This is a genomic window from Mesobacillus selenatarsenatis SF-1 (genome assembly GCF_000813125.1).
In the GTDB taxonomy this organism is placed as follows: Bacteria; Bacillota; Bacilli; order Bacillales; family Cytobacillaceae; genus Mesobacillus; species Mesobacillus selenatarsenatis.
The window spans coordinates 39,409-64,581 of sequence record NZ_BASE01000083.1; the positions used below are offsets into that span (position 1 = coordinate 39,409).

Annotated in this window: 31 protein-coding genes; 6 read left to right on the plus strand and 25 right to left on the minus strand. The window is 43.4% G+C overall.

Translation table 11 applies throughout. From position 1 onward, the window contains the following. Window position 1 precedes the first annotated feature (1 nt). Window positions 2–442, plus strand: coding sequence for a hypothetical protein (locus TY49_RS17050; RefSeq protein WP_041967111.1), 441 nt, complete (start codon window positions 2–4; stop codon window positions 440–442). Between the two features lie 235 nt (window positions 443–677). Here the strand turns inward: TY49_RS17050 and TY49_RS17055 are convergent, their stop codons facing one another. Next, on the minus strand, window positions 678–1,250 hold the full coding sequence (locus TY49_RS17055; RefSeq protein ID WP_041967112.1) for a cysteine hydrolase family protein: 573 nt from the start codon (window positions 1,248–1,250) through the stop codon (window positions 678–680). Window positions 1,251–1,489: 239 nt separating this feature from the next. On the opposite strand from TY49_RS17055, the gene TY49_RS17060 reads away from it, so the two are divergent. Continuing rightward, on the plus strand, window positions 1,490–1,912 hold the full coding sequence (locus tag TY49_RS17060) for an Lrp/AsnC family transcriptional regulator (protein ID WP_041967113.1): 423 nt from the start codon (window positions 1,490–1,492) through the stop codon (window positions 1,910–1,912). A 37-nt stretch (window positions 1,913–1,949) separates the two neighbouring features. On the opposite strand, the gene TY49_RS17065 is transcribed toward TY49_RS17060, so the two are convergent. From TY49_RS17065 to TY49_RS17165, 21 genes are all read right to left on the minus strand, one after another. Further along, entirely contained in the window at window positions 1,950–2,411 is a 462-nt protein-coding gene (locus TY49_RS17065; RefSeq protein WP_041967114.1) for a hypothetical protein, read from the minus strand. Continuing rightward, window positions 2,404–2,754, minus strand: coding sequence for a MerR family DNA-binding transcriptional regulator (locus TY49_RS17070; RefSeq protein WP_041967115.1), 351 nt, complete (start codon window positions 2,752–2,754; stop codon window positions 2,404–2,406). The genes TY49_RS17065 and TY49_RS17070 overlap by 8 nt, the downstream gene beginning before the upstream one ends. 397 nt (window positions 2,755–3,151) lie before the next feature. After that, window positions 3,152–3,574 (minus strand): protein-tyrosine phosphatase family protein, encoded by a 423-nt coding sequence (locus TY49_RS17075; RefSeq protein WP_041967116.1) that lies wholly within the window; start codon window positions 3,572–3,574, stop codon window positions 3,152–3,154. A gap of 15 nt (window positions 3,575–3,589) precedes the next feature. After that, window positions 3,590–5,362, minus strand: coding sequence for an arsenical pump-driving ATPase (arsA, locus tag TY49_RS17080; protein WP_041967117.1), 1,773 nt, complete (start codon window positions 5,360–5,362; stop codon window positions 3,590–3,592). A gap of 14 nt (window positions 5,363–5,376) precedes the next feature. Further along, window positions 5,377–5,724 (minus strand): arsenite efflux transporter metallochaperone ArsD, encoded by a 348-nt coding sequence (arsD, locus tag TY49_RS17085; RefSeq protein ID WP_041967118.1) that lies wholly within the window; start codon window positions 5,722–5,724, stop codon window positions 5,377–5,379. 59 nt (window positions 5,725–5,783) lie between these two features. Further along, window positions 5,784–6,206: an arsenate reductase (thioredoxin) gene (gene arsC, locus TY49_RS17090; RefSeq protein ID WP_041967119.1), complete on the minus strand. Its 423-nt coding sequence runs from the start codon at window positions 6,204–6,206 to the stop codon at window positions 5,784–5,786. 18 nt (window positions 6,207–6,224) lie between these two features. Continuing rightward, window positions 6,225–7,520, minus strand: coding sequence for an arsenical efflux pump membrane protein ArsB (locus TY49_RS17095; protein WP_041967120.1), 1,296 nt, complete (start codon window positions 7,518–7,520; stop codon window positions 6,225–6,227). Between the two features lie 15 nt (window positions 7,521–7,535). Next, window positions 7,536–7,880 carry an ArsR/SmtB family transcription factor gene (locus TY49_RS17100; protein WP_198135643.1) on the minus strand — a complete coding sequence of 115 codons (345 nt, stop codon included), beginning with the start codon at window positions 7,878–7,880 and terminating at the stop codon, window positions 7,536–7,538. Window positions 7,881–8,266: 386 nt separating this feature from the next. Continuing rightward, window positions 8,267–8,497, minus strand: coding sequence for a thioredoxin family protein (locus TY49_RS17105; protein ID WP_041967121.1), 231 nt, complete (start codon window positions 8,495–8,497; stop codon window positions 8,267–8,269). Between the two features lie 19 nt (window positions 8,498–8,516). Continuing rightward, window positions 8,517–9,518 carry a permease gene (locus tag TY49_RS17110; protein ID WP_041967122.1) on the minus strand — a complete coding sequence of 334 codons (1,002 nt, stop codon included), beginning with the start codon at window positions 9,516–9,518 and terminating at the stop codon, window positions 8,517–8,519. Further along, window positions 9,519–9,881, minus strand: coding sequence for an ArsR/SmtB family transcription factor (locus TY49_RS17115; protein ID WP_041967123.1), 363 nt, complete (start codon window positions 9,879–9,881; stop codon window positions 9,519–9,521). Window positions 9,882–10,000: 119 nt separating this feature from the next. Further along, window positions 10,001–10,648 (minus strand): response regulator transcription factor, encoded by a 648-nt coding sequence (locus TY49_RS17120; RefSeq protein WP_041967124.1) that lies wholly within the window; start codon window positions 10,646–10,648, stop codon window positions 10,001–10,003. Continuing rightward, on the minus strand, window positions 10,638–12,521 hold the full coding sequence (locus tag TY49_RS23985; RefSeq protein WP_052442221.1) for a histidine kinase: 1,884 nt from the start codon (window positions 12,519–12,521) through the stop codon (window positions 10,638–10,640). The genes TY49_RS17120 and TY49_RS23985 overlap by 11 nt, the downstream gene beginning before the upstream one ends. Further along, window positions 12,518–13,441, minus strand: a complete 924-nt coding sequence (locus TY49_RS17130; protein WP_052442222.1) for a substrate-binding domain-containing protein — start codon at window positions 13,439–13,441, stop codon at window positions 12,518–12,520. Before TY49_RS17130 ends, TY49_RS23985 begins: the two co-directional genes overlap by 4 nt. A gap of 135 nt (window positions 13,442–13,576) precedes the next feature. Further along, window positions 13,577–13,771, minus strand: a complete 195-nt coding sequence (locus TY49_RS17135; RefSeq protein WP_023625864.1) for a twin-arginine translocase TatA/TatE family subunit — start codon at window positions 13,769–13,771, stop codon at window positions 13,577–13,579. Between the two features lie 9 nt (window positions 13,772–13,780). Beyond that, a complete protein-coding gene (locus tag TY49_RS17140) occupies window positions 13,781–14,857 on the minus strand; it encodes a 4Fe-4S dicluster domain-containing protein (protein ID WP_041967125.1) in 1,077 nt (358 codons plus the stop codon). 24 nt (window positions 14,858–14,881) lie between these two features. Continuing rightward, entirely contained in the window at window positions 14,882–15,493 is a 612-nt protein-coding gene (locus TY49_RS17145; protein ID WP_041967126.1) for a TorD/DmsD family molecular chaperone, read from the minus strand. A gap of 19 nt (window positions 15,494–15,512) precedes the next feature. Continuing rightward, window positions 15,513–16,196: a 4Fe-4S dicluster domain-containing protein gene (locus TY49_RS17150; protein ID WP_041967127.1), complete on the minus strand. Its 684-nt coding sequence runs from the start codon at window positions 16,194–16,196 to the stop codon at window positions 15,513–15,515. Window positions 16,197–16,215: 19 nt separating this feature from the next. Continuing rightward, window positions 16,216–18,759, minus strand: a complete 2,544-nt coding sequence (locus TY49_RS17155) for a molybdopterin-dependent oxidoreductase (RefSeq protein WP_041967128.1) — start codon at window positions 18,757–18,759, stop codon at window positions 16,216–16,218. Between the two features lie 27 nt (window positions 18,760–18,786). Further along, window positions 18,787–19,737, minus strand: coding sequence for an NrfD/PsrC family molybdoenzyme membrane anchor subunit (gene nrfD, locus TY49_RS17160; protein ID WP_232310476.1), 951 nt, complete (start codon window positions 19,735–19,737; stop codon window positions 18,787–18,789). A gap of 104 nt (window positions 19,738–19,841) precedes the next feature. Continuing rightward, a complete protein-coding gene (locus TY49_RS17165; protein WP_041967129.1) occupies window positions 19,842–20,090 on the minus strand; it encodes a helix-turn-helix domain-containing protein in 249 nt (82 codons plus the stop codon). A 239-nt stretch (window positions 20,091–20,329) separates the two neighbouring features. Here TY49_RS17165 and TY49_RS17170 point away from each other — a divergent pair, with 239 nt between their 5' ends. From TY49_RS17170 to TY49_RS25445, 4 genes are all read left to right on the plus strand, one after another. Continuing rightward, window positions 20,330–20,641 carry an ArsR/SmtB family transcription factor gene (locus tag TY49_RS17170; protein WP_041967144.1) on the plus strand — a complete coding sequence of 104 codons (312 nt, stop codon included), beginning with the start codon at window positions 20,330–20,332 and terminating at the stop codon, window positions 20,639–20,641. A gap of 74 nt (window positions 20,642–20,715) precedes the next feature. Further along, complete coding sequence (locus TY49_RS24760) at window positions 20,716–20,886, plus strand: hypothetical protein (RefSeq protein ID WP_156972716.1); 171 nt, start codon at window positions 20,716–20,718, stop codon at window positions 20,884–20,886. 26 nt (window positions 20,887–20,912) lie between these two features. Beyond that, window positions 20,913–21,776 (plus strand): permease, encoded by an 864-nt coding sequence (locus tag TY49_RS17175; protein ID WP_041967130.1) that lies wholly within the window; start codon window positions 20,913–20,915, stop codon window positions 21,774–21,776. Between the two features lie 36 nt (window positions 21,777–21,812). After that, the gene (locus tag TY49_RS25445) at window positions 21,813–21,947 is read left to right on the plus strand and encodes a hypothetical protein (protein WP_269745761.1); all 135 of its coding nucleotides are present in this window, start codon (window positions 21,813–21,815) and stop codon (window positions 21,945–21,947) included. A 222-nt stretch (window positions 21,948–22,169) separates the two neighbouring features. On the opposite strand, the gene TY49_RS17180 is transcribed toward TY49_RS25445, so the two are convergent. The 3 genes from TY49_RS17180 to TY49_RS17190 all read right to left on the minus strand — a co-directional run bounded on the left by TY49_RS17180 (window position 22,170) and on the right by TY49_RS17190 (window position 24,706). Further along, a complete protein-coding gene (locus TY49_RS17180) occupies window positions 22,170–23,432 on the minus strand; it encodes a hemolysin family protein (RefSeq protein WP_041967131.1) in 1,263 nt (420 codons plus the stop codon). A gap of 131 nt (window positions 23,433–23,563) precedes the next feature. After that, on the minus strand, window positions 23,564–24,106 hold the full coding sequence (locus TY49_RS17185) for an undecaprenyl-diphosphatase (RefSeq protein ID WP_041967132.1): 543 nt from the start codon (window positions 24,104–24,106) through the stop codon (window positions 23,564–23,566). 99 nt (window positions 24,107–24,205) lie between these two features. Beyond that, window positions 24,206–24,706 (minus strand): flavodoxin domain-containing protein, encoded by a 501-nt coding sequence (locus TY49_RS17190; RefSeq protein ID WP_041967133.1) that lies wholly within the window; start codon window positions 24,704–24,706, stop codon window positions 24,206–24,208. Window positions 24,707–25,173 lie beyond the last annotated feature (467 nt).

Here is a 25,173-nt window from a genome sequence, read left to right on the forward strand (position 1 = left end):
AATGGACTTAGCTTATCGAGCCATTATTTATCTTCACGTTGCAAGCGTGATTGCATCAATTGGGCCTTTCTTCATTTTAATGCCCATTGTAAAAAAACTGCCTGATGCTGTGGGGAAAGAATTGGAGGCTCACTTGGCCCTGCTGAAGTCAGTCGTGCGGCTGTCAAAGCATGCCGGCCATGTGCTGATTGGAACTGGAGTGCTGCTCGTCATCCTCGGCCCATGGACATGGAAAACGCCGTGGATTGTCGGGACTTTGGCGCTGCTATTTGCCTCCCTCTTTTTCCTCGCAAGGGCATTCTCGCCGACACTCCGGAAGTTTGCCGAAGAAGGCGCGGATAAAATAGAACTCTCCGCAAAATTGAAGCGCACCATCTGGACGTACATCATCTTATTGATGTCGATGCTCTGGTTCATGGTCGTGAAACCGAATTTGTGGTGAGGAAGTTGAAGCCCGGGCGGTATTGCCCGGGCTTTTTTAGTGGAATGACTGACTTGGTCGAAATAATTGAAAATGTGGTCGAATTATTTCAAAATGTAGTCGAATTAATTTGAAATGTGGTCGAAATATCGAGAAATTTGGTCGAATTATTTTATTTTTCGCCAATAAAATTTAAAAGCTGGTCGATATAATCAAATTTCCCCTAAATCATTTCCACTTCTGTGCGAAGACCTTCTTATTTTACCTGGATACACTCGTTTAATAGAGATTCAGTATCCATTACCACCGCAAATTCCTCATTCAGGTTTGCCATAGTCATGGCATGGATCAATTCTGCTTCGTAGACTTCTCCATTTATCCCTTTCCGGTCAAATGTTGCTGTCGCATCGGAAATAAGGATCGGATTAAACCCGTAATTGCCAGCCATTCGTGTTGTCGTTTCAACACAGTGGTTCGTCGTCAATCCCGTAATGACAATATGCTCACTCTTCATATCCACGAGGATTTGATGCAAATCAGTCCCGATGAAAGCACTGTTCACAGATTTGGTGATTACAATTTCCTTCTCTAGCGGCTGGATAAAGTCCATGAATTCAATGTCTTCTTTCTTTTCACAAAAAAAGAAGGAATTCTTATTTTCAGAGATATGCTGCACGAAGATAATCGGCCGCCCCATTTTCCGCCAATGACGGATCAGTTTATCAATGTTTCCTTCCGCATTCGGGTTGTTCCTGTTCCCCCAGGCCGGGTTAAAAAAAGCCTTCTGTACATCAATCACAATCAGCGGATCATTTTTCGTTAATCTCATATCCATCAGCCCCTTATCATTTATAAGGTAATTTTAATGAGAAAAGGATATAATTTACATAAAGTTTCTTCGTTATTTCTAATCATTTCCTTTAAAATTTACTGCATTTCAGACGACTTTCCTAAAAAATTAATATCAGTTATTTAATCGGCTGAATATACGAGCTGATAATCTTAGAAACAATGAGAGAAGGACAACGAGGAAGTTTCATCCTTTAAAATTATGAGCGGGGTGTCAGTATGGACCAGGTGGATAAAAATATTCTTCACCATCTTCAGGAAGACGGCAGGATTTCGATGACTGAACTTGGCAGGCGAGTGGGGTTATCCGTCCCAGCGGTGAAGGAGCGAGTAAAACGACTCGAGGAAAATGGAACGATTCTTGGATATCGTGCTATTCTCAATCCCAAAAAAGTGGACAAGCAAGTACTGGCTTTTATTCTGTTCGATTCGAAGCGGTGCAAGGAGTTCCGTGAATTCTGCATTCAGCATCCAATGGTCGTCGAATGCCACAGGCTAGCTGGGCAATATAGTTATCTAGTAAAAATCCTTGCAGATTCAGTGGAAAACCTAGAGGAGTTCATCGATGAATCAATGGCATATGGACATCCATCGACTTTAATCAATCTATCTTCACCGGTGGAATTCAAACATATTATCTAAAAATAAGGCTGCCTATTTATTAAGGGCAGCCTTCTAATCATTTCTCCGCTTCCTTCAGCGATTCACTTTCCACTGTATCCATAAAATCGGTGACGACTTTTTTGTTATTCTTTTCCCCGCCCAATTTCAGCAATGTCTTGCCCAGGAAGTTAAGCCCAGTGTTCTGTCCTTGATAAATGAACCTGGTTTCATTCTCCCCGACCTTGACCAGCGTGAACGCCGCTTCGACCTGAAATGCCTTGGCTAGGGTAAAACCGATTTTGTTGTGTTTTTTATCAGAAGTGTTTTCGTACTCCAGGTCTTCCACGATATAGGTTTCGATTCGCTTGCCTTCTTTATATTTCTGCTCGTATTTCGTGCCGACGACTCCTTCTTTCTTTTCGATTACCTTGTTCTCTACCACGTTCGGCATGATTCTCTGGATGTTCTCCAGCTCAAATAATGTCCAGATTGTCTCGATATTGACCGGAATAACTCGCTCTTCGTGCCACTTAATCATCTTCTTTACCCTCCATCCCAAATTCGAAGAAATCATCCATTTCTTCAATGAGGTTATTCAGTTCCTGTACCTGATTCACAAGTCCCTGTCTCTTTTTCAATAATATTTGTTCGAGATTTTCAAACGATTCATCGTTCACCACGGTCAGCATTTCCTGGATGGTAAAATTGAACCGTCTCAGATGCACCAATAACAGCGCAACCAAATAGGAACCATTGTCATAATAGCGGTACTTATTATTCGGGTCGATGAATACAGGCTCGAGCAGCTTGATCTCCGCATAATACCTGAGCGTCTCCTTGCTGAGCCCCGTCATTTTGGAAAATTCGCTTACCTTGTACATTTCGGCCCCCTTATAAAAACATCTTAAACTATGTAGCGCACCACAAGGTCAAATAGTTTATAAAAAAAGCCGGTGCATGAGTTCATACACCGGCTCTGTCTTCTAACAGCAATCTCTTTCATTCCCAGATAAAACGAATCCGTTCGCATTCGCATCAAAATCGAGCGTCGATTCCTTTGCTTCGATTTCGATCGATGGGTCGATTGCTACTCTGATTCCATTTGATTCAATAACTTCATCATCTGATTCCGGCTCATCCAGAGCCAGGCCTAATTTGGGGCTACCTCAACTGATGCCGGCAAAAAAACACGAATGCCGGTTGCATTTTGCTCCTGCAGCAGCTGCTTTAGGCTGTCACGAGCTTGATCGGTAATTTTCAAAAATACTTCCTCCTATCCTAAGCGCCAGGGAATAATCTTCCGAGCGCAGCTTTCATTTCGGGATTCACATTGATGATGCTGCGAATTCCCTTTGATTTTGCTTCTGCTTCCTCAATGCTGTTGGCTTCGCCAAGTTTCAGCAATGTTCCAATCGCAACGGTGCCTGTCCTGTTCTTCCCGCCAGAACAGTGGAAATAAACATTCTTGCCTGATTTGTATGCGTTGATTACCTCATCGATCGCCTGGTTGACAGACTCATCCTGGTTCTCAGCATTGTCGACAATTGGTTGGTGCTTTCGATTATAATCATAATCGCCATCGGTGTTTTCTGCACGCAAATCATACACGACATCAATTTTTTCCTTCTTCAACAATTCAGGAATGGCGTCTGCTCCGCCAATGTAGATTCGCTTTGGTATTAGTTCCTGGTATACACTCATCTATGAAACCACCTTTCAATGATTGATTAAGTCTTTCATTTTATCGTACCCAATTTTTTCTTCAGGCTGCCATGGAACAATGCTTGTCCTCTCGGCGATCTCTTCACTGACTCTCTTGATCCATACTTTTTCAGCATCCGCCCGACTTTGCAAAATCGGATCAGTCGTTTGCTGCGCGTACAGGCTTTGATTGATCACCCACCATACCGGCTCAATCGACGCCCGTTTTAAATCATCACGTAACCGCGTCGCTTCAAGAACAGGCGTGGCTTCTGGAAGAGTAACGATGACCACGCTTGTTTCCTCAGGATTGCGCAATTTTGGCAATAAGTTCTGGACACTTTCAGAGACCGTACCCTTCGAGCGGGATATTTCTTTATGATATGACTCAGCAGAGTTCAGCAGCAATAATGTATGCCCAGTTGGAGCTGTATCGATGACAACAATCTCATCCTTCGATTTCTCCACGATATCGGCAAATGCCTGGAATACGGCAATTTCTTCTGTACAAGGAGAATTCAGATCTTCCTCAAGGTAAGCAAGGGCATCCTCGTCTAACTGATCCTTATTTTGAGACAAGACTGTTTCTTTGTATGCCTCGACTTCCTTTTTGGGATCCAATCGGCTAATGGTCAGGTTTCTGTAGGCATCCTTCTGCTGGAATGTATACTCAAGGTGAGCGGCTGGGTCGGTTGTCGTCAAATGGACCTTCAAGCCTTTTTCAGCCAGTCCAACAGCGATTGCGGATGCCATCGTCGTCTTGCCGACTCCACCCTTCCCCATCGTAAAAATGATCCTCATATCCTTTTCGGCAAAATCATCAATGAGTTCTTGCAATGAATTCAATTTTGCTTCAGACAATTCCACTTCGCTTCTCTCAGCAGAATACGTCGCAGACTTGAACATCTTACGAAGATTGTCCACACCGGTCAATGAAAAAGGAACAAAAGGTACTGAGAACATTCCGACCTGCTTAAGCCTTTGTGGCAAGTCTGCTAGCGCTTTCCGTTGTCGGTCATAGAATGCTTTTGAAATAGGATCATCTTCTACGTGACTCTGCAAAAGTCCATTGATGATGACAACCTGATTTTCCATGCCTATTTCCTTCAGCTCAGCAGAAGCCCTTTCCGCTTCCAGCATGGATGATGGTTCCGGCCGTGCAACAAGAATCAGTGTCGTCATATTTGGATCTGACAACGCTTTTACCGTGGAAGTATACAGCTGCTTCTTTTCTCCAAGTCCAGATAACGGACCGAGACAGGATGCTCCGTGGGTGCTTTCTTCTAAAAAGCTGCTCCACGCGGTCGGCAGCTGCAGAAGCCTGAGAGTATGGCCAGTCGGAGCCGTATCAAACAAGATATGGTCATACTGACTAATCAAATCCTGGTTGGTGAGCAAATTGGAGAACTCATCGAAAGCAGCGATTTCTACGGTACACGCACCTGAAAGCTGTTCTTCCATCGTCGCGACGACACTTTCCGGCAATGCATTTCGATAAGGAGAAATCACTTTTTCCCGATATTGCCTTGCCGATTCCTCTGGATCGATATTGCAGGCTGATAGATTCGGAACATACGGAACTTCGATTGGCTGATTGCCGATTTCAATATCAAATACATCCTGCAGGTTTGATGCCGGATCTGTGCTCACAATCAATACTTTTTTACCTCTATCAGCCAACGCAACCGCTGTGGCACAGGCAGTGGATGTCTTTCCGACTCCGCCTTTTCCGGTAAAAAAGAGATATGGTGTGTTGACTACATATTTCGGATGGAAAGTTTGAAACATGGCGATTCTCCTTCCTAAAGCAGCGTTTTGCGCGGTTTCTCAGTGGTCAGGTCTTTGACCTCCACGCCAAGCCAGCTTGCAAATTCTTCATTAGAAGGATAGCTGCTTACTTTTTCGACCTTTCCGTCCACCATTACAAGTGGCAGTGCCTCCGGTCCTTTTTCATGCAATACCTGATTCACTTCTTTATGTTCAACAAATGCAGCTGGATCATTGGCAAGATTAAAGCGGCTGATTGGAAAGCCTTTTTTCTCCAGGATAAAAATGGCGGAAGCTACCCTAGTTAATTCCGGATCCACATTGGGTCCGCAGACGCCTGTAGGACAGCATAATGCCGGGTCAAAGATTTTAATTGTCTTCATCTCTCTTCTCCTCCCTTAGAGCAACAGCCAAGAGTTTCCCCTTGGCTGTTAGTTCCTGTTTATTTTCCTGTCTCTGCAAATGTCTTTATAGGGTCGCTGATTTGGTCACGTACGCGTTGGAATACTGCCCACTTTTCTTCGTCTGTTCCTTCGGCTTTTGCCGGGTCGTCAAAGCCCCAGTGCTCGCGCTTTACATGTGGAGGTGTCATTGGGCAGTGTTCATCTGCATGACCGCAAAGTGTAACGACCAAATCTGCATTGTTCAGGATTTCTGGATCGATGACATCTGATGTATGGCCTGTGATATCGATTCCAACTTCATTCATTGCCTTTACAGCATTAGGATTCAAGCCGTGCGCTTCAAGACCTGCACTCTTCACTTCCCACTCGTCTCCAAGGTATTTTTTTGCCCAGCCTTCAGCCATTTGGCTTCTGCAAGAGTTTCCTGTACATAAGAAGTAGATTGTTTTTTTGTTTGACATTTAGATTCGCTCCCTTGTTTAAATAATGAGTAACCAAATATATAGACCTACCAAAGTGATGAACAGAGTAGGAATGGTTAGGATGATTCCTGTTTTAAAATAAGTGCCCCATGAAATCTTGACGCCTTTCTGTGAAAGAACGTGCAGCCACAGCAATGTTGCCAGTGAACCTATTGGGGTGATTTTCGGTCCGAGGTCGGATCCAATGACATTCGCATAAATCAGTGCTTCACGGACCACTCCTGTTGTATTAGTATCTGCTATTGCCAGGGCGTCAATCATGACGGTTGGCATATTGTTCATGACAGAAGAAAGAATCGCGGCAATGAGGCCCATGCTGATCGTTGCGACAAACAAGCCCTGGTCAGCCGCAGCCTGAATGACATCGGCAAGAATGTTCGTCAATCCAGCGTTACGAAGTCCGTAAACGACTACATACATTCCAATTGAGAAGAATACAATCGCCCATGGTGCTCCTTTTACGACGGTGGATGTTTGGACAGCCGGGCTCCTTCTGGCCATCATCAAGAAGAAAATCGCGACGATACCAGCAATGAAAGATACTGGAATGTTCAAGAATTCACTTCCAAAGTAGCCTACAAGCAGGACTCCTAAAACAATCCATGATAAGCGGAACATCTTCGCATCCTTAATTGCTTCAGCCGGCTTTTTCAAATCCGACATCTTGTAATTTTTCGGAATGCTCTTTCGGAAAAATAAATACAAGACTAAAATACTTGCACCTAATGAGAAGAAGTTCGGCACGATCATGCGGGATGCATATTCGACAAACCCAATATCAAAGTAGTCGGCAGATACGATGTTCACCAGGTTGCTGACAACCAGCGGCAATGAAGTCGTATCGGCAATGAACCCACTCGCGATGATAAAAGGAAATACCATTTTTTCTTCAAATTTCAGGTTACGCACCATCGCCAGAACGATTGGTGTCAAAATCAGTGCGGCTCCGTCGTTTGCGAACAATGCAGCAACAGCAGCTCCAAGCAGGGTCACGTACACAAACATCTTGACGCCGTTCCCCTTGGCAGACCTCGCCATGTGCAAGGCAGACCATTCAAAAAATCCAATCTCATCTAAAATAAGTGAAATGATAATGATGGCGATAAACGCGAGTGTTGCGTTCCAGACAATTCCAGTAACATCGATTACATCCTGGAAGTCAACAACACCGAAGATCAATGCTAGAATGGCTCCCCCCACAGCTGACCAGCCAATCCCAAGACCCTTAGGCTGCCAGATGACCAATGTCAGCGTCACGAGGAAAATCAGTGAAGCTATAATCGGTAATGACAAATCCACACACCTCCGTTATTCACAAGAAATCCGTTTTCCTTGCTTTTCAAGTTCTGTTAACTTTTCTTCCTGGCTTGGAAGTGCATCCATGAGCAATTGAACAAATTCAAAATGCTCGTACTGCCGGTTCAGTGAATAAAACACCCACTGTCCCCTCCTGCTCTCTTTTACCATTCCTGCGTCCTTCAGCTTGCGGATATGCTGGCTGATCGCCGGCTGGCTGGCATCAAATATTGCTACAAACTCACAGACACAGCAATCGTGATCAGCGAGAATTCTCATCATCGTCAAACGCGTCTTGTCACCAAGCAGCTTCAACACAGCTGCAGCCTGATCCATTTCAATACTTTGCTTAATCAATTACTCTCCACCTCCAATTACGGTATCATCATATAATAATTTGCTTATATGTTCAAGGGTGATAGTATGTAAAAATTATTAAGAAATTGTAAAGCTGCTTAATCCGACTTATTTTAAGCAATTGTTTTGGTTATTATTTATCGTACCTGCATCACGAAGCGCCCCGAGGTTTCCTCGGAGCGCCAATATTACCTTTATTAGATTTTCGGGAATATAGAATTTCTATGTGACCTTTTTGGGTGATCCCTGTTTTGGGCATATAGAGTCCGTCTAAGCGTCACATTAAGTCCGGTAATGTGCGGATAAAAAGGAATCCAGAGACCCCACCTTGTTTCGGGCATATAGAATCGAATGTATCTTAAAGGAATCGAACTCAATATCGGATATTAAGCCAATGCACTCTTCAATTCATTGACTGTGAGCAGCTTGCCTGTGGAAACCACCTTCTCATCGACGACAAGCGCGGGCGTACTCATTACTTTATATTTCATGATTTCCCTTATGTCTTCTACCTTTTCTACCTGTGCGTCCAGCTGCAGTTCTTCAACCGCCATGCGAGTGTTTTTTTCAAGCTCCTGGCATTTTTTGCATCCTGTACCTAATATTTTGATGTTCATCTTGATTTCCTCCTCATAATTATAGAATTGCATTGAAACCATAACCAATCAGGATGATTCCTGTGGCGACAACGCCGACGAATACAGCAATCAGCTTAGGTTTGATTACCTTCCTGAGCAAAATCATTTCCGGCAGCGACAGGGCGGTGATTGCCATCATGAAGGCAAGCGCTGTACCTGCTCCTACACCTTTGTTCAATAATGCTTCGACAATAGGCAGGGAACCGACGGCATTTGAGTAAAGCGGCACGCCTAAAATCGTCGCAATCGGTACCGCGAAGAAATTGTCTTCTCCAGCATATTTGACAAGCAAATCCTGCGGGGCGTATCCATGGATGAACGCCCCGATGCCAATCCCGATCAAGAGATAGAGCCAAATCTTCTGTACCGTTTCAACTACATTCCGGGCAGCGAAAGTTGTTCTTTCCTTAAGCTCCTCCCGAGTGAATAACGCCTTGAATTTTTCGGCAAACGTTTTGGAATCTCCACTGGGCATTTGAGTTCGTTCCTGGCCTGCGGCGATTTCATATACATATGACTCCACATGCTTTTCCATCTTCAGCCTGCCAATGATGGAACCCGCCACGATTGCCAGCGTCATTCCGGCAAGCACATAAATCAATGCTACTTTCCAGCCGAAAATGGAAAATAGCATAACCAACGAGATTTCATTGACGATTGGCGATGAAATCAGGAACGTAAATGTGATGCCTAAAGGGATTCCTGCTTCAACAAATCCGATAAATAAAGGTACCGTCGAACAGGAGCAGAACGGCGACAGCACTCCAAGAAAAGCGGCCATCACACTGGCAGCGCCTTTCCTTCTGCCTTCAAGCCATTCCTTTACTTTTTCAGGCGGGAAAAAGCTTCTGATGAATGAAATTGCGAAAATCATCACCGCGAGCAAAAACAAGATTTTCGTCGTGTCATAGATGAAAAAATGCAGTGCCCCGCCAAGTCTTGAGGACAGCTCCATGTTCATGACATCGACGACCAACCAATTGGCCAGTTCATTAAACATTTAGATCGCCTTCTTTATATACGGAATCAGAGGTGCCAGCCTTTCTTTATCCAGACTGAAGACAGTGAACTTACCTTCTTTTCTTGATTTGATGAGCTTCCCTTTTTCCATGATCTTCAAATGGTGGCTGATTGTTGAGGATGCTCCCGACAGGCCATCGACAATTTCGCACATGCATAGATCCTCAAACCACAACAAGCCCATGATTTTAATTCGTGTCTCATCACCGAGTGCCTTGAAAAACGCTGCCGTTTTTTCAAGCTCCTCTTCAGCACTCACGAGCGGGAACTCTTCTTTAACCCCATCAATAATTCTCTTCATGCTGTCAGACGATTTTAATTCCCATCCTGTTCTGCAAGTCATAAACTGCACCTCCCACTTTCAGCTTACAACTATTTTTCTAGTTTTGTAGTTTTGTTTTTGAACACTTTATGACATGTAAAAGCCGGCAGCGATTTTTCACTGCCGGCCAAGTTATTGTCTTAATCATACGAAATTAAATTATGCTTGATAGCATATTTAACAAGCGCGGATCTTTTCGTTGCCCCAATCTTCTCCATGATCCTCGTTTTATAGGTTTCCACCGTTTTGATGGATACGAACAATTCTTCACTGATTTCCCTCTGCGTATAGCCCAGGGCAATTAGTTTCAATACCTCTGTCTCACGCTGGCTTAGGTGAGGTTTATCATTTTCTGACGCTTCAACCTTCTCATCTGCCTGCTTATAGAGATAAGGAATCAGGGTCGGATAAATATAATGCTCTCCGTTTAACACGATTCTGATCGCGTTAATCAGTTCCGTATCAACCGCTCTTTTTAAAACATAGCCCTGGGCACCGGCTGCAAGCCCTTCCTTCAGATAGGCTTCATCAGAAAACATCGTCAACAGCAGGATTTTTACTTTAGTGTTTGATTTCCGGATTTCTTTCGTTGTTTCAATCCCGTCTTTCCCCGGCATGCTGATATCCATAACGATGATATCCGGCTCTATTTCCTTTAGTTTTTGCAATGCTTCTTCGCCGGATTGAGCCTCACCGATAATTTCGAAGTCACTTTCGCTCATCAGGATTGTTTTTAAGCCGGCGCGAAACACAGGATGGTCGTCGACTATGAATAATTTAGCTGACATTGACTTCACTCCTATCCGTTAAGAGAGGAACTTTTGCTAAAATCGTCGTTCCCTCGCCAATTGCAGATTCAATATGAAGCGTTCCATTCAATAGCGCAATTCTTTCATGCATCCCAAGCAGGCCAAGGTGTTCTTTTGAAGGATCATTTCCCAGCACCGATTGGGTATCAAAACCCACACCATCATCTTCAATGACCACCGAAACCTGCTGGCCTGATGAAAGAACAATGATGCTGACGTTTTCTGCTTTTGCATATTTGGTAATATTTGTGAGCGATTCCTGTACAAGCCTGAATATCGCAGTTTCCAGTCCTGGATTCAAGGATTTAAAGCTCCCGTTTATCACGAGATCAGCATCGATATTCGTAGACTTCCTGAATTCCTCTACATATCGTTCAATTGCTACCTTGAGCCCAAATTTATCAAGAATGCTCGGCCTGAGCTGCCACGCCATATGATGGACTTCTTCAATCGTTTGCCGGACGAGCGACCTTAGTGTTTCAATCGTTCTTTGTTTTTGCCTTTCATCGCCTTCTTCTAGCAGCTTCAACTCCACTAACATTGAAGACAGGGAGTGACTCGTTTCATCATGAAGTTCCCTTGCGATTCTCTTCCGTTCATCTTCTTGTACATGAATGATTTTTTCCAATAGCATAAGGCGGATTTCTTCTTTTTTCTTGACCTCTTTCCATAGCTCAAGGTTCTCTATGGATACAGATAACTGAGAAGCCAGTGAGGTAAGAATTTTAAGAAATGTTTCATCCAGCCTTGAAGTGCTGCAGATGATGATTTTTCCGATGTCATTTCCTTTTCCGGTTTTCAACGGAAAGGCATATACTTCCTTCTCCGACCTTGAGCATGTATAAAGATCTGAATTGAGATGGGTGCAACGGATCGCACATGAAGAGGAATGATTAAAGTATCTCTCCTTCGTTTCCTTCCAATCGATTTCGATGAAGGCACTTTTCAAATCAAGTTCATGGACCAATTGCTGAACAAATGACTGAAGCGTTTCTTCTAGCTGGACGTGCTCTTTGAGGTTCTGGGACAAACTGTTCAACAAGGTAAGTTCCTTGTTTCGATTTTTTATTTTTTCGATATATACTTCTTTATCCCTTTCCGATTTCTGCAGAGAATCTAGCATTTTGTTGAATGAAGCAGTCAATTTTCCGATCTCATCTTTCGGATAGGTGCGAATCCTTTCTGTGAGGTTTCCCGAATAGACCTTATTGGTCAAATGGACAAGGTTCGAAATCGGGATCGTCAGTATTCTTGTCAGTCCAAAGACAATGATCCCAGATAATAACATGACTCCGATCATCGTGAAAATCATCTGGTTTGTTACCTTCATTAACGCCTCTTCAAGAGATTGTTCAGTCAACCCCGCCCTAACCGTGCCGCCTAAGTCAGGGAATATCGGTGAGGCGGAATCCAGGATCACACCCTTGTCAGTAGAAAGCTTCTTACTGCTGGTCTCAAGCATGGAACCTTCAGACTTCACTTGATTTGCTTTTACTAGATCCTGGCTGATAAAACCTTTTTCTTTAGAGTGGACAACCACTTCACCGTCTTTATTCAAAACGAAGATATATTCAATATCCTCATAGCTATTCATTGTGTCATTAATAAGGCTCTGCAATGCGAAAATATTGTGGGTCAGCAGAGGGTCCACACTTCTTGAGGCAATATCGCTGCTAATCGATTTGGCACGGTCTTCAATTTGCATTGTCAGTGTATTGGATATTGATATCCGTACGACAATCAGACTGATGACTGTCACCATCAGGACGACAATCAAGACCATTCCATAGATTTTAAGCTCAATCGAAACACTCGATAAAAAATCGATTAACCTTTGCTTCAGCTTTTTCATAGGCTTTCACCCAACAGATATAAATCCTGTCTGATTACTTGATAGTCCTGCTGTTTGATTGGCACATACCGATCCACACCCAGTTCCTTCAACAATTGCCTGCCCTCAGGGTGATTTCTCAGATTGAATAATATCTCAGAAAAGATTTCAACTTTCTTTGGGTCGACTTTTTTTGAGGCGACAACCGGCGGAGTTCCAGCTTCATCTCCCGTTCCAATGACCCTGATGTGCGCACTCAATTCAGGTTCTGTCGCTAGCATCTGGTCAAACATGGCACCATCCACGGTTGCACCATCGACAATCCCCAATTCAACCGCTTTTACCGAATAGTCATGGCTATAGGTAAAATAAGTTTTACCAAAAAAATGTTCTGAGGTTTCTGCCTTCTTATCCAATTGGCTTAACATACTCAATCTGCCTGTATAAGAATAGGGGTCTGTATAAGCAAATTTCTTGCCCTTCAAATCATCCAAGTTCTGATAGGGACTGTTCTGATTGACGATTGTGTACGACTGATATAAAGCCCTTCCGTTCACAACCGGCGCTGCTACATCCAAAATATATCCTTTTTCCAGTCCGATGACATAAGAAAGGGAACATATGAAGGCGAAATTCACTTCACCCCTCCTCAGCATGCTATCTACTTCCTGATATGTCTGTCGCTGGACAATCTCAACCTTCTTGCCGATTTGGGATTCGATGTACTCTAGCAGATAATCATATTTTGATAGGGAAGCTTTAGGAGAGATGACCGAAGCAAGCGCAACAGTGATTTTTTCTTGGTGGGGATCGATTTCTTTGGATGGAGAAGCTTCTGCTTTATCAGTATAAAGAGTGATATTTGACTGCTGTACTCCTTGTTGGCAGCCGCTGATCAAAAGTATAAATAAAATAGGAATCATATAAGCCCTGATTACCATGTTTTTACCCTCCATCAATCGTGTTGGATACGTTCGTATAAATTATATCGTGGCTACCTTGTAAAAAGAGGCTTCGCATGAAAACAACACAAAATAGACAAAAAAAACAGCCCCAAATCATGGCGCTGCCGGAGTTTATGCATGATCGGTTTTAGCTTCTTTTTTCACTTCTTCTATTTCATCTGCTGCCAGTTCTTTCGTCGCTTTCTTGAATTCCTTTAACGTGTTGCCAACTGCCCTGCCGATTTCCGGCAATTTTTTCGGCCCAAAAATCATCAGAGCTAATACCAGTATGATAATCAACCCAGGGATACCGATATTCGAAAGCATTCACATCCTTTATACAGTGATGTTTCCTTCACATTCATCGCAATACGCCGAGGAACTCAGATGCTGCTCGCCACATTGGCCGCAGTCCTTATATTTTCGATAAAATATGGTCTGCTCCTGATTCGCAAGGAATTGTTTTAAATCTAAATCGTCGTCGATTCTTTCCAGTCCTTTTATCCTGCACAGATCGATACATGACCCACAGCCATTGCAGAGCATCGGCTGAAACACAGCCTTGACGGTTTCGTCATCATCAGTGAATTGCAAAGCACCTGTTGCACAAACCCGGAAACATGCTCCACAGCCATTGCACGTTTCAGTGAATGCAAGCTGCATGGTCTTCAGGTTGTCAGGAGTTTGATAGGAATGCAAATTGTTTTTGTTTTTATCAAGAATCCGATGATAGACCGTGGCCATTGGGCCTTTTTTTAGAGAAACCCTCAAACTTCGAATTTCTTCCTCCTCTGGAATCAGCGGCGAAACAACCTTATTCGTCATCTTTTTCGAGAAAAAAGTGATCAGGTCCCTGCGGGTATAGCTTCTTTCCATTTTATCGCTTTGGCTTTTGTCGTTAAAAGTAACCTCGACTTCTTGAGTGCGCATGCTGTTGAAATTATCAATGGTTTCTTTAATCGAAGTCATAAGGTTTTCATTATATTTGCTGCACTGTCTGCACCTTTCTTCGCGGAACTGCACATTCACGTGGCTGCTGTTTTGGAATGCGTGCATCAGCAGGCTCGAGTCGAGCTGAGCAAGGCACGCTAGCCTGATATGTGATTCATTGCTTCGATCATGATCGCAAGAAAAAGAGATAACTTCCCTGCTGGGCATTTCGGTGAAATAGGAAAGGTATTTCTCATCATATAGGGCTTCGGATGGACATACGGATGTGCATTCCATACATTCTGTGCATGCATCCTCCAGCACGCTGAACCCATTCTCTAGGGAAATGGCAGAAACAGGACAAGCATCAGTGCATTTGCTGCAAGTCGAGAAGCGGTTCCTTGTGCGCACGCAGCGCTGTGAGTCAACCTTCAGCCGTTTTGCTTCAAGCCATTTTGTCATAAGATGATCCACTAATAACATTGCCCTGTCCCTCCAATCCATTTTTTACAACGATGAATAATCCAGCTGGATGAACCTTTCGGTGAGATTGCCGAGATGTTTATAGATTGCCAGTTCCGCATGTTCCTGGATAGCGGCATTGAATTTTGGAATCCAATGGGTCAGGATTCTATACAAGAACTCTTTCTGTAGTTCTAGATACTCCAAATCGCCTGTTTCAATCAGTTTGTAATTCAAATAATAAATGAACTCAAACTGGATGCTAATATGATCTGCTGGTTTTGAATGCATCGACTGGACACAAAGTCCGCCGCGCTGATAAAACGATTCGATGGTTTGGGTGGACCTCCCCATGACTTCCCACTTATCCTCTAGATAAATAGAGGAGTAAGGAGGTGCCAGGAGTTTAAATGGTCCAACAAACAGTCTGGCGTATTCAATCTCGTAATCTGTAAGACTCTGATTTTCATCCGCGACTATGCCGTTCATCTCATCACTTATTTTTAAAAGTGCTTCATCATCCATTTCCTTTAATGTCTCTTTGAGAAGATGAACAAAAAGACTTAGGTCTTCACCAGGTTCTTTATACATTAACGACAGCAATCGGTATATCTCCGCCCGCTTTGAAATCAAAGAATCAGTCTGCATCGTGACCATTTAAACCACTCCCTTGCTTTTATCCCCGAACATAGAATACTCTTGGCTTCGTACCCTTTTCCGGTTTCAAGACTTGGCTGCTGTACTGGGCCAGCACCTTGTTGATGTCACTGCTTGGATCATCCAAATCCCCAAATGTCCGCGCATCAGCCGGGCAGGACTCAACACAGTAAGGTCTCAAATTATCTTTGATTCTATGGTCACAGAAAGTACATTTCTCAACGATTCCCTTGCTTCTGATGCCTTCATAAGTGAAGGCACGATCCGCATTGTAGTAAGGCAGTTCCTGACCAGTTCTTTCTTGCAGTTCTTTACTGGTTGCTGTGCCGCCCTTGATGGCAGCTGCCGTTTCTTCCCAGCGGCGATGCGGTTTGTTTTTATTGAAATTGATAACTCCGTAAGGACAAGCTTGCATACAGCTTTTACAGCCAATGCATTTATCCGGATCATGGAGGGTCAGTCCGTTCTCATCCTTGTACATCGCCTGTGTCGGACAAACCCTTACACAAGCTGCATCTTCACAGTGATTGCAGAGAGTCGGGACATATTTGTAGTTTACGTTCGGAAAGCTCCCTTTCGTTTCATGGAAGTAATGAGCCCAAAACATTCCAGTATCTACGTTATTCTCATTTTTGCAGGCGATCGAACATCCAGAACAGCCTACACATTTATGCAAATCTATTACCATTCCGTATTTAGTCATTTTTCACACCTCCAGCAGATTATATTTTTTCGATTTTGATTCGGGCTATGCCGCCATGACGGGCAGTTGAACCGCTTAAATGTTCATAATCGCTCGGCAGGATTTCGTTATTATTGCCTCCGCGGGCGATTTTTTTCTGGTAATCCATCGTTGCGATTCTTCCATACGCCCAGTGCCCCTGGCCGTAGCACTTAACCGCAACTCCTGGTCTTGTTCCTTCCCACTCTTTTACTGTTACTTCTATGGAGCCCTGTACTGATGTCACCTTAACTCTGTCGCCTGACTTGACTCCATATTTCTTGCAATCTATCGGATTGATTTTGATTACGTCATCCCATTTTTCATCCCCCGGATCGGCATCCTTGAATTCCTGGTACCAGGTTGTATTGGCGGAGCGGCCTTCACGATTGAGTCGTGAACGATGTTCAGTGAAGATAAGCGGGAATTCCTTTTCATCACCATAACGAATCGGTTCTTCATAGTGTGGAACGAAAGCAAGATCGCCTCTTGCCTCATACTTCATCGCTTCCATTACTTTGTCGATGCTGGTGTTATGGCCTTTCGCGTGCTCATCTAACAGGCCTTTCAACGTTTCACTGTAAAATTCGAATTTTGTTGATGCCGTTTCGAAGCCCTCTTCCCAGTGCTTCTTATATGGTGTCCGTTTCGCGTTCCAGACGCCCACGTCGACAAATTCCTGCCAGCTGCTGATTTGGTCGCCCTTCTTCTCTTCAGATGGATCCCAGAGTTTTTTCGATAAAAACTTCGTAGCAACTAAATTGAACTCTTTTTCATTTGTTGCCTTCTTACCTGTTTCCGGATCGGTAAATTCATTTCGATAATAATCGTATAAATTGGAGAAACCTTTTTTCGCAAAGCTTTCTGCGATCAGCCACCCAATTTCTGTCTCATCCACCTTGCAATCCCATAGTGGTTCAATTACTGGCTGTTGAATTGAACCGTAAGCATTCATGTTTTGCTTGCTCTTTATAACTCCCCATCTTTCGAAAAGCTGGTGGCAGGCAGGTAAAACAATGTCTGCATACTGGGTCATTTCCGCCGGGTTTACCGTAATGTGTACATAGAACGGGATTTTTTCCATCGCCTTTTCCCATCGCTGTGCTCCGGTACAAGAGAAGACGAAGTTATTCCAATATCCAATTGCCATTTTGATGTCGTATGGATCCTCATTCAGGATTCCATCAGCTACATTATTTGTGACTACACCCTTGTGCAGTTCACCTTTCGCGAATGCAGGGAACTGAATCCGGCCCCGCTGGTCTATTTTTTCGTGCTTCTTACCCTTCTTGGCTATTTCATCTAAATAAGAATCTAGTTCAGGAATTGACTCCAATGGAACTTTTTCACCGCGGTTCGTACCGCCGATATTCTCGATAGATCCTACAAGGGCATTTAACGCATGTGCGCCCATGGAAGTATAGCCGCCGCGAATCTGCATCGCAGAACCTGGTGCAAGCCATGAAATGGCTCTCGGTGCTGCCTCAGCGAAATCCCTGGCAACACGGTAAATCTGCTCTGCCGGTACACCAGAAATTTCAGCAGCCCACTCAGGTGTACGATCCTTCAGTTCAAGATTCCACCATTTTACGATTCCGTACGTCTTGTTTTCTTCAAAAGCAGCTTCATCAACGGCTGATCCTTTTGCGAATAGATTTTCGCCGTCCTTGAAATCACCGACAAATTCACGGTTCCAGATTCCTTCTTTTAAAATTACGTGGGCAATGGCAGATACCAATGCTCCGTCCTGGCCTGGAATGACTGGCAGCCACTCATCGGCCTTGGAAGCTGTTGCGGAAAGACGAGGATCGATGACAGCGACTTTTGCCTGATCCAGGACTTTTCCGAACATGCTGATTGCATGTGGTACTTGACGATTAGAAGATACTGGATCCGTGCTCCACATGATGACATATCTTGTGTGCTCTAGATCATAATCACGATAATCCCAGAATGCTTCCGTAACATAAGGTCCCAACTTCTCTGCTTCTGCACAAATCGCACTGTGTGAAATATTGTTTGGTGACCCGAAAATGGTCGGCAATGCTTTATAAAAAATGTCAGCAGCGCCGGTATAACGCCCTCTGAATAGCGCAAATTTATGTGTTTCATGACTCTTGCGCAATTCCATCATTTTATCGGTAACCGCATCAATTGCCTCTTCCCAGCTGATTGGCACAAACTTCGGATCTTCGTTTCGTCCTTTTTTCGGATTAGTCCGCTTCATCGGAACCTTGACTCTGTCTGGATCATACAGCTGTTGGATGGCCAGATGCGGTCTAGGACAGATTTTGCCGTGGTTACCTTTAGAGTTAGGGTTTCCTCTTACCTTGATCGCTCTGCCATTTTCGACATACACCTGAACAGGACACCATGTTGTACATCCCTGGCAGGTTGATGCCAGCCATTTTCCACTTTCAGCTATTTGTTCTTTTTTGTCTGTTTCAGAAAATGCAGTGAGCATTGGTTTGTTCGCTGATAAACCTGCAACAGTTGCTCCTGTTACTGCAGATGCTTTTATAAAACCTCTACGTGAAATTCCCATTTTGAAAGACCTCCTTTTTCAAATCGATTACAATCCAGCCAGCGGAATCTGGCCTGAATAAAGGATGATATGCTTGAAGGCATAGCTTCCGATCAAAACCACCGCAGTAAAAATCATTGCTGTATAGAAGTTCATTTTTATTTTTTTCAGTGTTGAATAGCCAGCAATCGTAAGGGGGATCACTAGCCCGATCGCTACGACAAGGATCCACCAGTACACCCCAAAGTGGCTGATCAAATTCTGGTAAGCGATGATTGCTTCTGTTCCAGCTGAGTTAAGGCTGATTCTCCAGGTGAGGATGAGCAATGCCTGGATTCCTACTAGCGAAACTAATAGTTTGGAGTATGTGAAAACTTGAGCATCTGATGATGCAGCAGTTTCTGAATATACTTCTTTGCCCCTGCCGATGATTGATCTCATGAAAACTGCTTCAACAACCATCAAGACACTGCTTCCGGATAGGATTGATGAAACGAGGAACATGACTGGAATCAAGCCGTTTGCCCAGCCCGCAACTCCAAGTGACATAAGCAGAAGTCCGTGGTAAATCCCCACAGCCAGTGCGAACACCGAACCAGCAATTACTAATCCTTTAAAAAGACTCATTTGATAGGCATTTTGTTTATACTTCCATACCACCAAAAAGATTACGAAAGACAGCAGGATGAATATCGTCTGAAGGAAACCTCCCCACGATGTAACGGACGTAGGATTGACATTGATGAATGTCGACAGCATCCGGAATGGCTTACCCAATTCAGTGAGAAGCGCGAACACTCCTAGTCCGACGAGCACCGGTGCAATAATAAATCCCAGCCTTGTGACTTTGAATGACTTTTCCTTAAATACGAGACTAAAATAGGCTGCTAGCAGAAAAACTCCGATGCCAACACCGCCAAGAAACAAATCAAGCGCGACACGATAATCCCAATATGCGTGAAAATCCATTTCCTTGACCTCCTTATCGATTAAATACATTGACTACACTCCTATCATCAGATATTTAGGGCAAAAAAAATATCAGTAAATCCCCTAATCTTTTGTAGGGAATTTACTGACATAGCATTTGCCTTATTCGGGTTTTACCATATGACGCATTTTTCTGGTTCATCACACCAGATTCTTTCCTTTAATTCGATGAATGATACATCAAGAGCAGAAGCTAAAGCTGCGATGAATCCGTCACTTGGGAACACCTTGCCTGATTCAGTATCTTGAATGAACTTCCGAGTCGTCCTTGTCCTCATTGCCAATTCATCCTGTGACATTCCTTTTCCCTCTCTAATAAGCTGAATCATGAAGCCGTAATCCTTACAAGGATCCTTTAGCATCCCTAATCCTCCTCGACTTTCATATAAGTTGATAATTATATGGTAATAGATTTATGTTAAGGATTCATTTCAGCATTGTAAATTGACAAGAAAAAAATAAAATCAAAAATTTTTGATTTAACGGTTGCAAAATGGTTTTGCAGGAAATATAATACAATATATCAAGAGATTTTGATTAAGGAGAGCTGACAGTGGAAAAATTCATTCCTTTAACAGACCTGACCAATAACTCCAAAGCCATTAAGGAACCGCCGCTTCAGAGCACCTTTGAAAAATACGAGAAAAAGTTCAAAGCCCTTGCCGACCAAAAACGCCTGCACATTCTCAATCTTCTATGCCAGCAAGACTCCAGCTGCGTTTGTGATCTAAGTGAACTGATTGACATGCCCCAATCAAAATTATCCTATCATTTGAAAATTTTGCTTGATGCCAATCTGATCCAGAAAGAAACAAAGGGAACCTGGAGCTACTACACAGTAAACACCGAAGAAATCAACCATCTATTATCTCCAGAGCTTTGCTGCCTTTTCAGACCTAGCAACTGTTGTTAGGTTTACTTTTCAAAGTATTAATCAATTTTTTTTGATAAATAAATCAATATATTTTGATTAAGGAGAGGATATACATGTTTTATCAAGATTATCAAATAATGGCACAGTTAAAACAACAGGAAGTTGAGAGGAAAGCTAGACACGCGTGGAAGTTCGTTGAACAGCCGGAAACGAAGAGATTCCCTTGGCCAGCTCGCACTCAAAAACAGCAGCCTAAATGCTGCACAGTTCCAGCTAACGCTTAAATAATTGAGGAAGAAGGTAGAGGAAAATGATTGAATTTCTAAAAAGCTTTTTATGGATAGCCCTTGAATTGACGGTGCTTTTTATCGGGATTTCCTTCGCGATCAGCCTGCTACAGGGATACATTCCATATGAAAAAATCGAAAAGAAACTGACAGGACGCAATAAAGTACTTGCCAGCTTTGCGGCCATCCTGTTCGCGTTTATCACACCCTTTTGCTCCTGCTCCACAATTCCAGTAGTCGTCAATATGCTGAAAAAGAAAATCCCGTTTTCAATCGTTATGGTTTTCCTCTTCGCTTCTCCGGTGCTGGACCCAACGATTTTAACGATCATGGGTGTCGTCATGGGCTGGAAGGTTACCATCATTTACACAGTCATTACGAGTGTCTTCTCTATCGCAATTGGTTTTACCCTTGATAAGCTGGGATTTCAGCGTTACGTCAAAAATGTCATCATGTCTGGCTATGAAGAAAAGAACCAGAAGTTCAATTGGAGATTTGCTTTAGACGAAACCTGGTCGCTGATGAAAAGTGTCTATCCTTACCTGATCATCGGTGCGGCAATCGGTGCGGTCATCCACGGACTTGTTCCAACTGAAATCATTACGAAATGGTTCGGGCATGATGCATGGTGGCTGATTCCAGTAGCAGCAATAGCTGGAATTCCATTATATATCCGGCTATCCAGCATGATTCCGATTTCGCAAATGCTGATTTTAAAAGGAATGGCCCTTGGCCCTGTAATGGCGATGATGATCAGTTCAGCCGGTGCCAGCTTGCCTGAAGTCATCCTGCTGAAGTCGATTTTCAAAAAGCAGCTTGTGATTGCCTTCATCGCTTCTGTTATCACGATGTCCACTGTCTCTGGGTTTGTGTTCTACTTTGTTTAATAAATCAAATTTTCTTGATGAAAGGAGGTGAAATCAATGGCTAACTTTATCAAAATCCTTATGGGCAGCAACTCAAAGTCTGATTGCTGCAGTGTTGAAATCAAGGAAGTCCAGGAAACAGAAGAGAAAAACGAAGCAGCTTGCTGCGGAGGCGATACTTCTTGCTGCTAATACTTTTACAATAAAAGGAAGACGGTGCAATTCTCGTACATTTTCGTGCAATTAGCATTATTATTTGTGCAATTCTCTTTACTTAACAGTGCAATTGCAAGCAATCTTCGTGAGATTATTGCTCCTCATTTAGAGAATAATTTTTCCAGCATATGATTAAAGCAACGTAAAATAACAAAAAGGTGGAGCCAGGCATCTGAAATGCCTGATTCCACCTTCTTTTTATTCTTCCACCTCTAAAACGGGCATGATTTCTACTTTAATTTTACGAATACGATGGTTTTCTACTTCCTTGACGATGATTCTTAGTGTTTCATATACAAATGTATCACCGTTTACTGGGATACTCTCAAAGGTTTCAAAAATCCAGCCGCCAAGGTTATGATACGATGTCTCTGGCATCGGTACATTGAACAATTCGGCAAAATCATCTAGATCGTAGGCCGCATCGAACTCATACGTGCTCTCATCGATCTTCGTCATGATGTTGACCTTTTCATCATGCTCATCCCAAATCTCGCCGACCAGCTCTTCAAGGATGTCTTCTAGCGTAATCAAGCCGCTCGTTCCACCGAATTCATCAACGACGATGGCCATATGGCTCTTCGTCCTTTGCAGTTCAGGCAGCAGGGTCGCGATTTTCATCGACTTCACGACGAACATCGGCTGGCGCAGCATCTCACGGACATTTACCTCTTTATTCTGGATCAACTCGGCAAAAAATTCACGTTCGGACAAGAATCCGATGATATTATCTATATTGTCTTCATAAACCGGCACTCGTGAAAAACGTTCTTCAATGAAAATCTGCTTGATCTCCTCGAGTGACTGGTTTACTTCGATTGTAATCATATCCATTCGATGCGTTAAGACTTCACCGACAAGAACATCGTTAAATTCCAGGGAACGGTGCACAAGCTCCCTTTCCTCATTATTAATGACTCCCTCTTCTTCACTGATGTCCACCATCACCTTGATTTCTTCTTCGGTGACAGACGGCTGATTTTCTCCCTTTGAGAACATCCTCGACACGGACGCCTTCAACTTACTGAATACGAAGTTGACGGGGGTAAGGATTTTAATCAGCAGCAACAGAATGGCAGAAATTTTTAACGAATACTCCTCTGCATTTTCCTTAGCCATTGACTTCGGCAAAATCTCACCGAAAATCAGGATGAGAATCGTCATGCCAAATGTACTTACGATCAAACCGGTGCTAGCACCGAACAGGTCGACGGCTACTTTTGACGAGATACTCGCCGCAGCGATATTGACGATGTTGTTTCCTACTAGAATCGTAGATAACGCATCATCGAAGTTCTCGGAAATATGCAAAGCATTCTTGCTTCCAGCTCGGCCTTCGGACACATAATTCCGCAGCCTGATTTTATTGACGCTGGAAAAAGCGGTTTCTGCCGATGAAAAGAAGGCAGATAAAAGAATTAAAACACCTAATAAAATGACTAAACCTATGGGAACTTCCAAAAAAATTCACTCTCCGAAAAAAAATTTGTCAGAATATATTTTACTGTTTCGACGGGCATAAATCAAATACTCTTGCTCATCCTTATGTATGTACGGTTTACCCAGCGATAAGGTTTCATAATCAGGGAAAATTACATTTCCTTTCCTGCCAAATTATTCTTGTTCATAAACTTCACTTTGGGGATCATTACATAACTAAGATAAGCAAAAGCTGACCCAAGCATTGCGCCAACAGCGATGTCTGCCGGATAATGCACCCCAGCCCATATCCGTGAAAAACCAACCATCACTGCGAGCAAAATCCATAAATATGTATGCTTTCTTTTAAACAGCCAGAACGTAACCGCCATCGTGAAAAATATAATTGTATGATCGCTTGGAAACGAGTTGTTCACTTCCATGTCTATCAACTGATTGACATCCGCAAGCGTCGCAAATGGCTGGTAATTTGAATAGAACATGGCGGCAATCTTCCCGGCCATCTCTGCCAACAAAAGCGCCGCCAGACCGCTTACCACCATCAATCGGTTCCCTGGCTTACGGCTAAACAAGTACACAAGGACAGCCGCCGCTAAAAGGTAAATCGCATTGTTAGCAATAAAGACCATGGCCGGATTCAAAACCTCGAATTCCTTTCCTGCGTCATTGATGATCCTGAAAAGCTCAATATTCATATCTTTTAAAACACTCTCCCCCTAACAAATTAATTTGATTATATAATATTTTCCGCCCCTCAAAATAAAAAAATCGAAGGCCACAGCAGCCTCCGATTTTTAGACAGGTAAATATTTATTGTTTCTATTAAAAGTTGCCGCGAATTCGTTGATCGATTCAAAGTCGAGATGCGAAATTTCCTCCATCGATCCGCTTACGCTTTTCGCAATGATCTTTTCGAAGAAATTCATCTTTGAAAAAATGAATTCACCTCCGAATAACCCTTTTGCAATTGCCGCTTCCCTCAGGATGTGCGGAAATGCATTTTCAAACTGAGTGTGTGCTTCCTGCCCTTCCCTCATACAGCAGAGAAACAGGCCGAGATTCTTTCTTTGCAGCACGTCCTCATGCTCTTTCATGAATTTCTTGATTTTCCCCTGGACGCTGCCGGCATGGATCGATCCGCCAATCATCACCGAATCAAACAGCTCCAAATCTGAATGAAGCTTCGTCTTATCCAGGTTGATGGCAATCACGTCCCCTTCAACCTGCTTTCGTAAAAGATGTGCCGCTTTCGCTGTCGTACCATGCGTTGAGCAGTAAACAATCAAACTCTTCATTAGATCGCCCCCATCAGCTCTCTGGTATCCTGGCTCCTGTGCAATAGTCCATTTGGGTTCATTATAGCTTTTAGCTAAAAGAAAAGTGTGAAAGATGTATGGCAATATTCTTACAATTTGAGTTTGTCGTGATGAGGTGATTCCCAGATGAAGTTTTCACTGCAACACATCGCACAAATTATTTTATGTGATCGGTTTTCTCACCCATACGGCAACTCCGGGAACATAAACCTTTTTTATGTGACCCGTTCCGTCTCCATACGCCAACTCCGGGAACATAAATCCTTTTTATGTGACCCGTTTCCTCTCCATTCACCAAAACCGGGAACATTTATCCTTTTTATATGCCCCGTTTTCTTTCCACACTCCCAAACCGGGAACATAAACCCTTTTTATATGCCCCGTTACCTCTTCAAACGCCCACTCCGGGAACACATATCCTTTTTATGTGACCCGTTTCCTCTCCA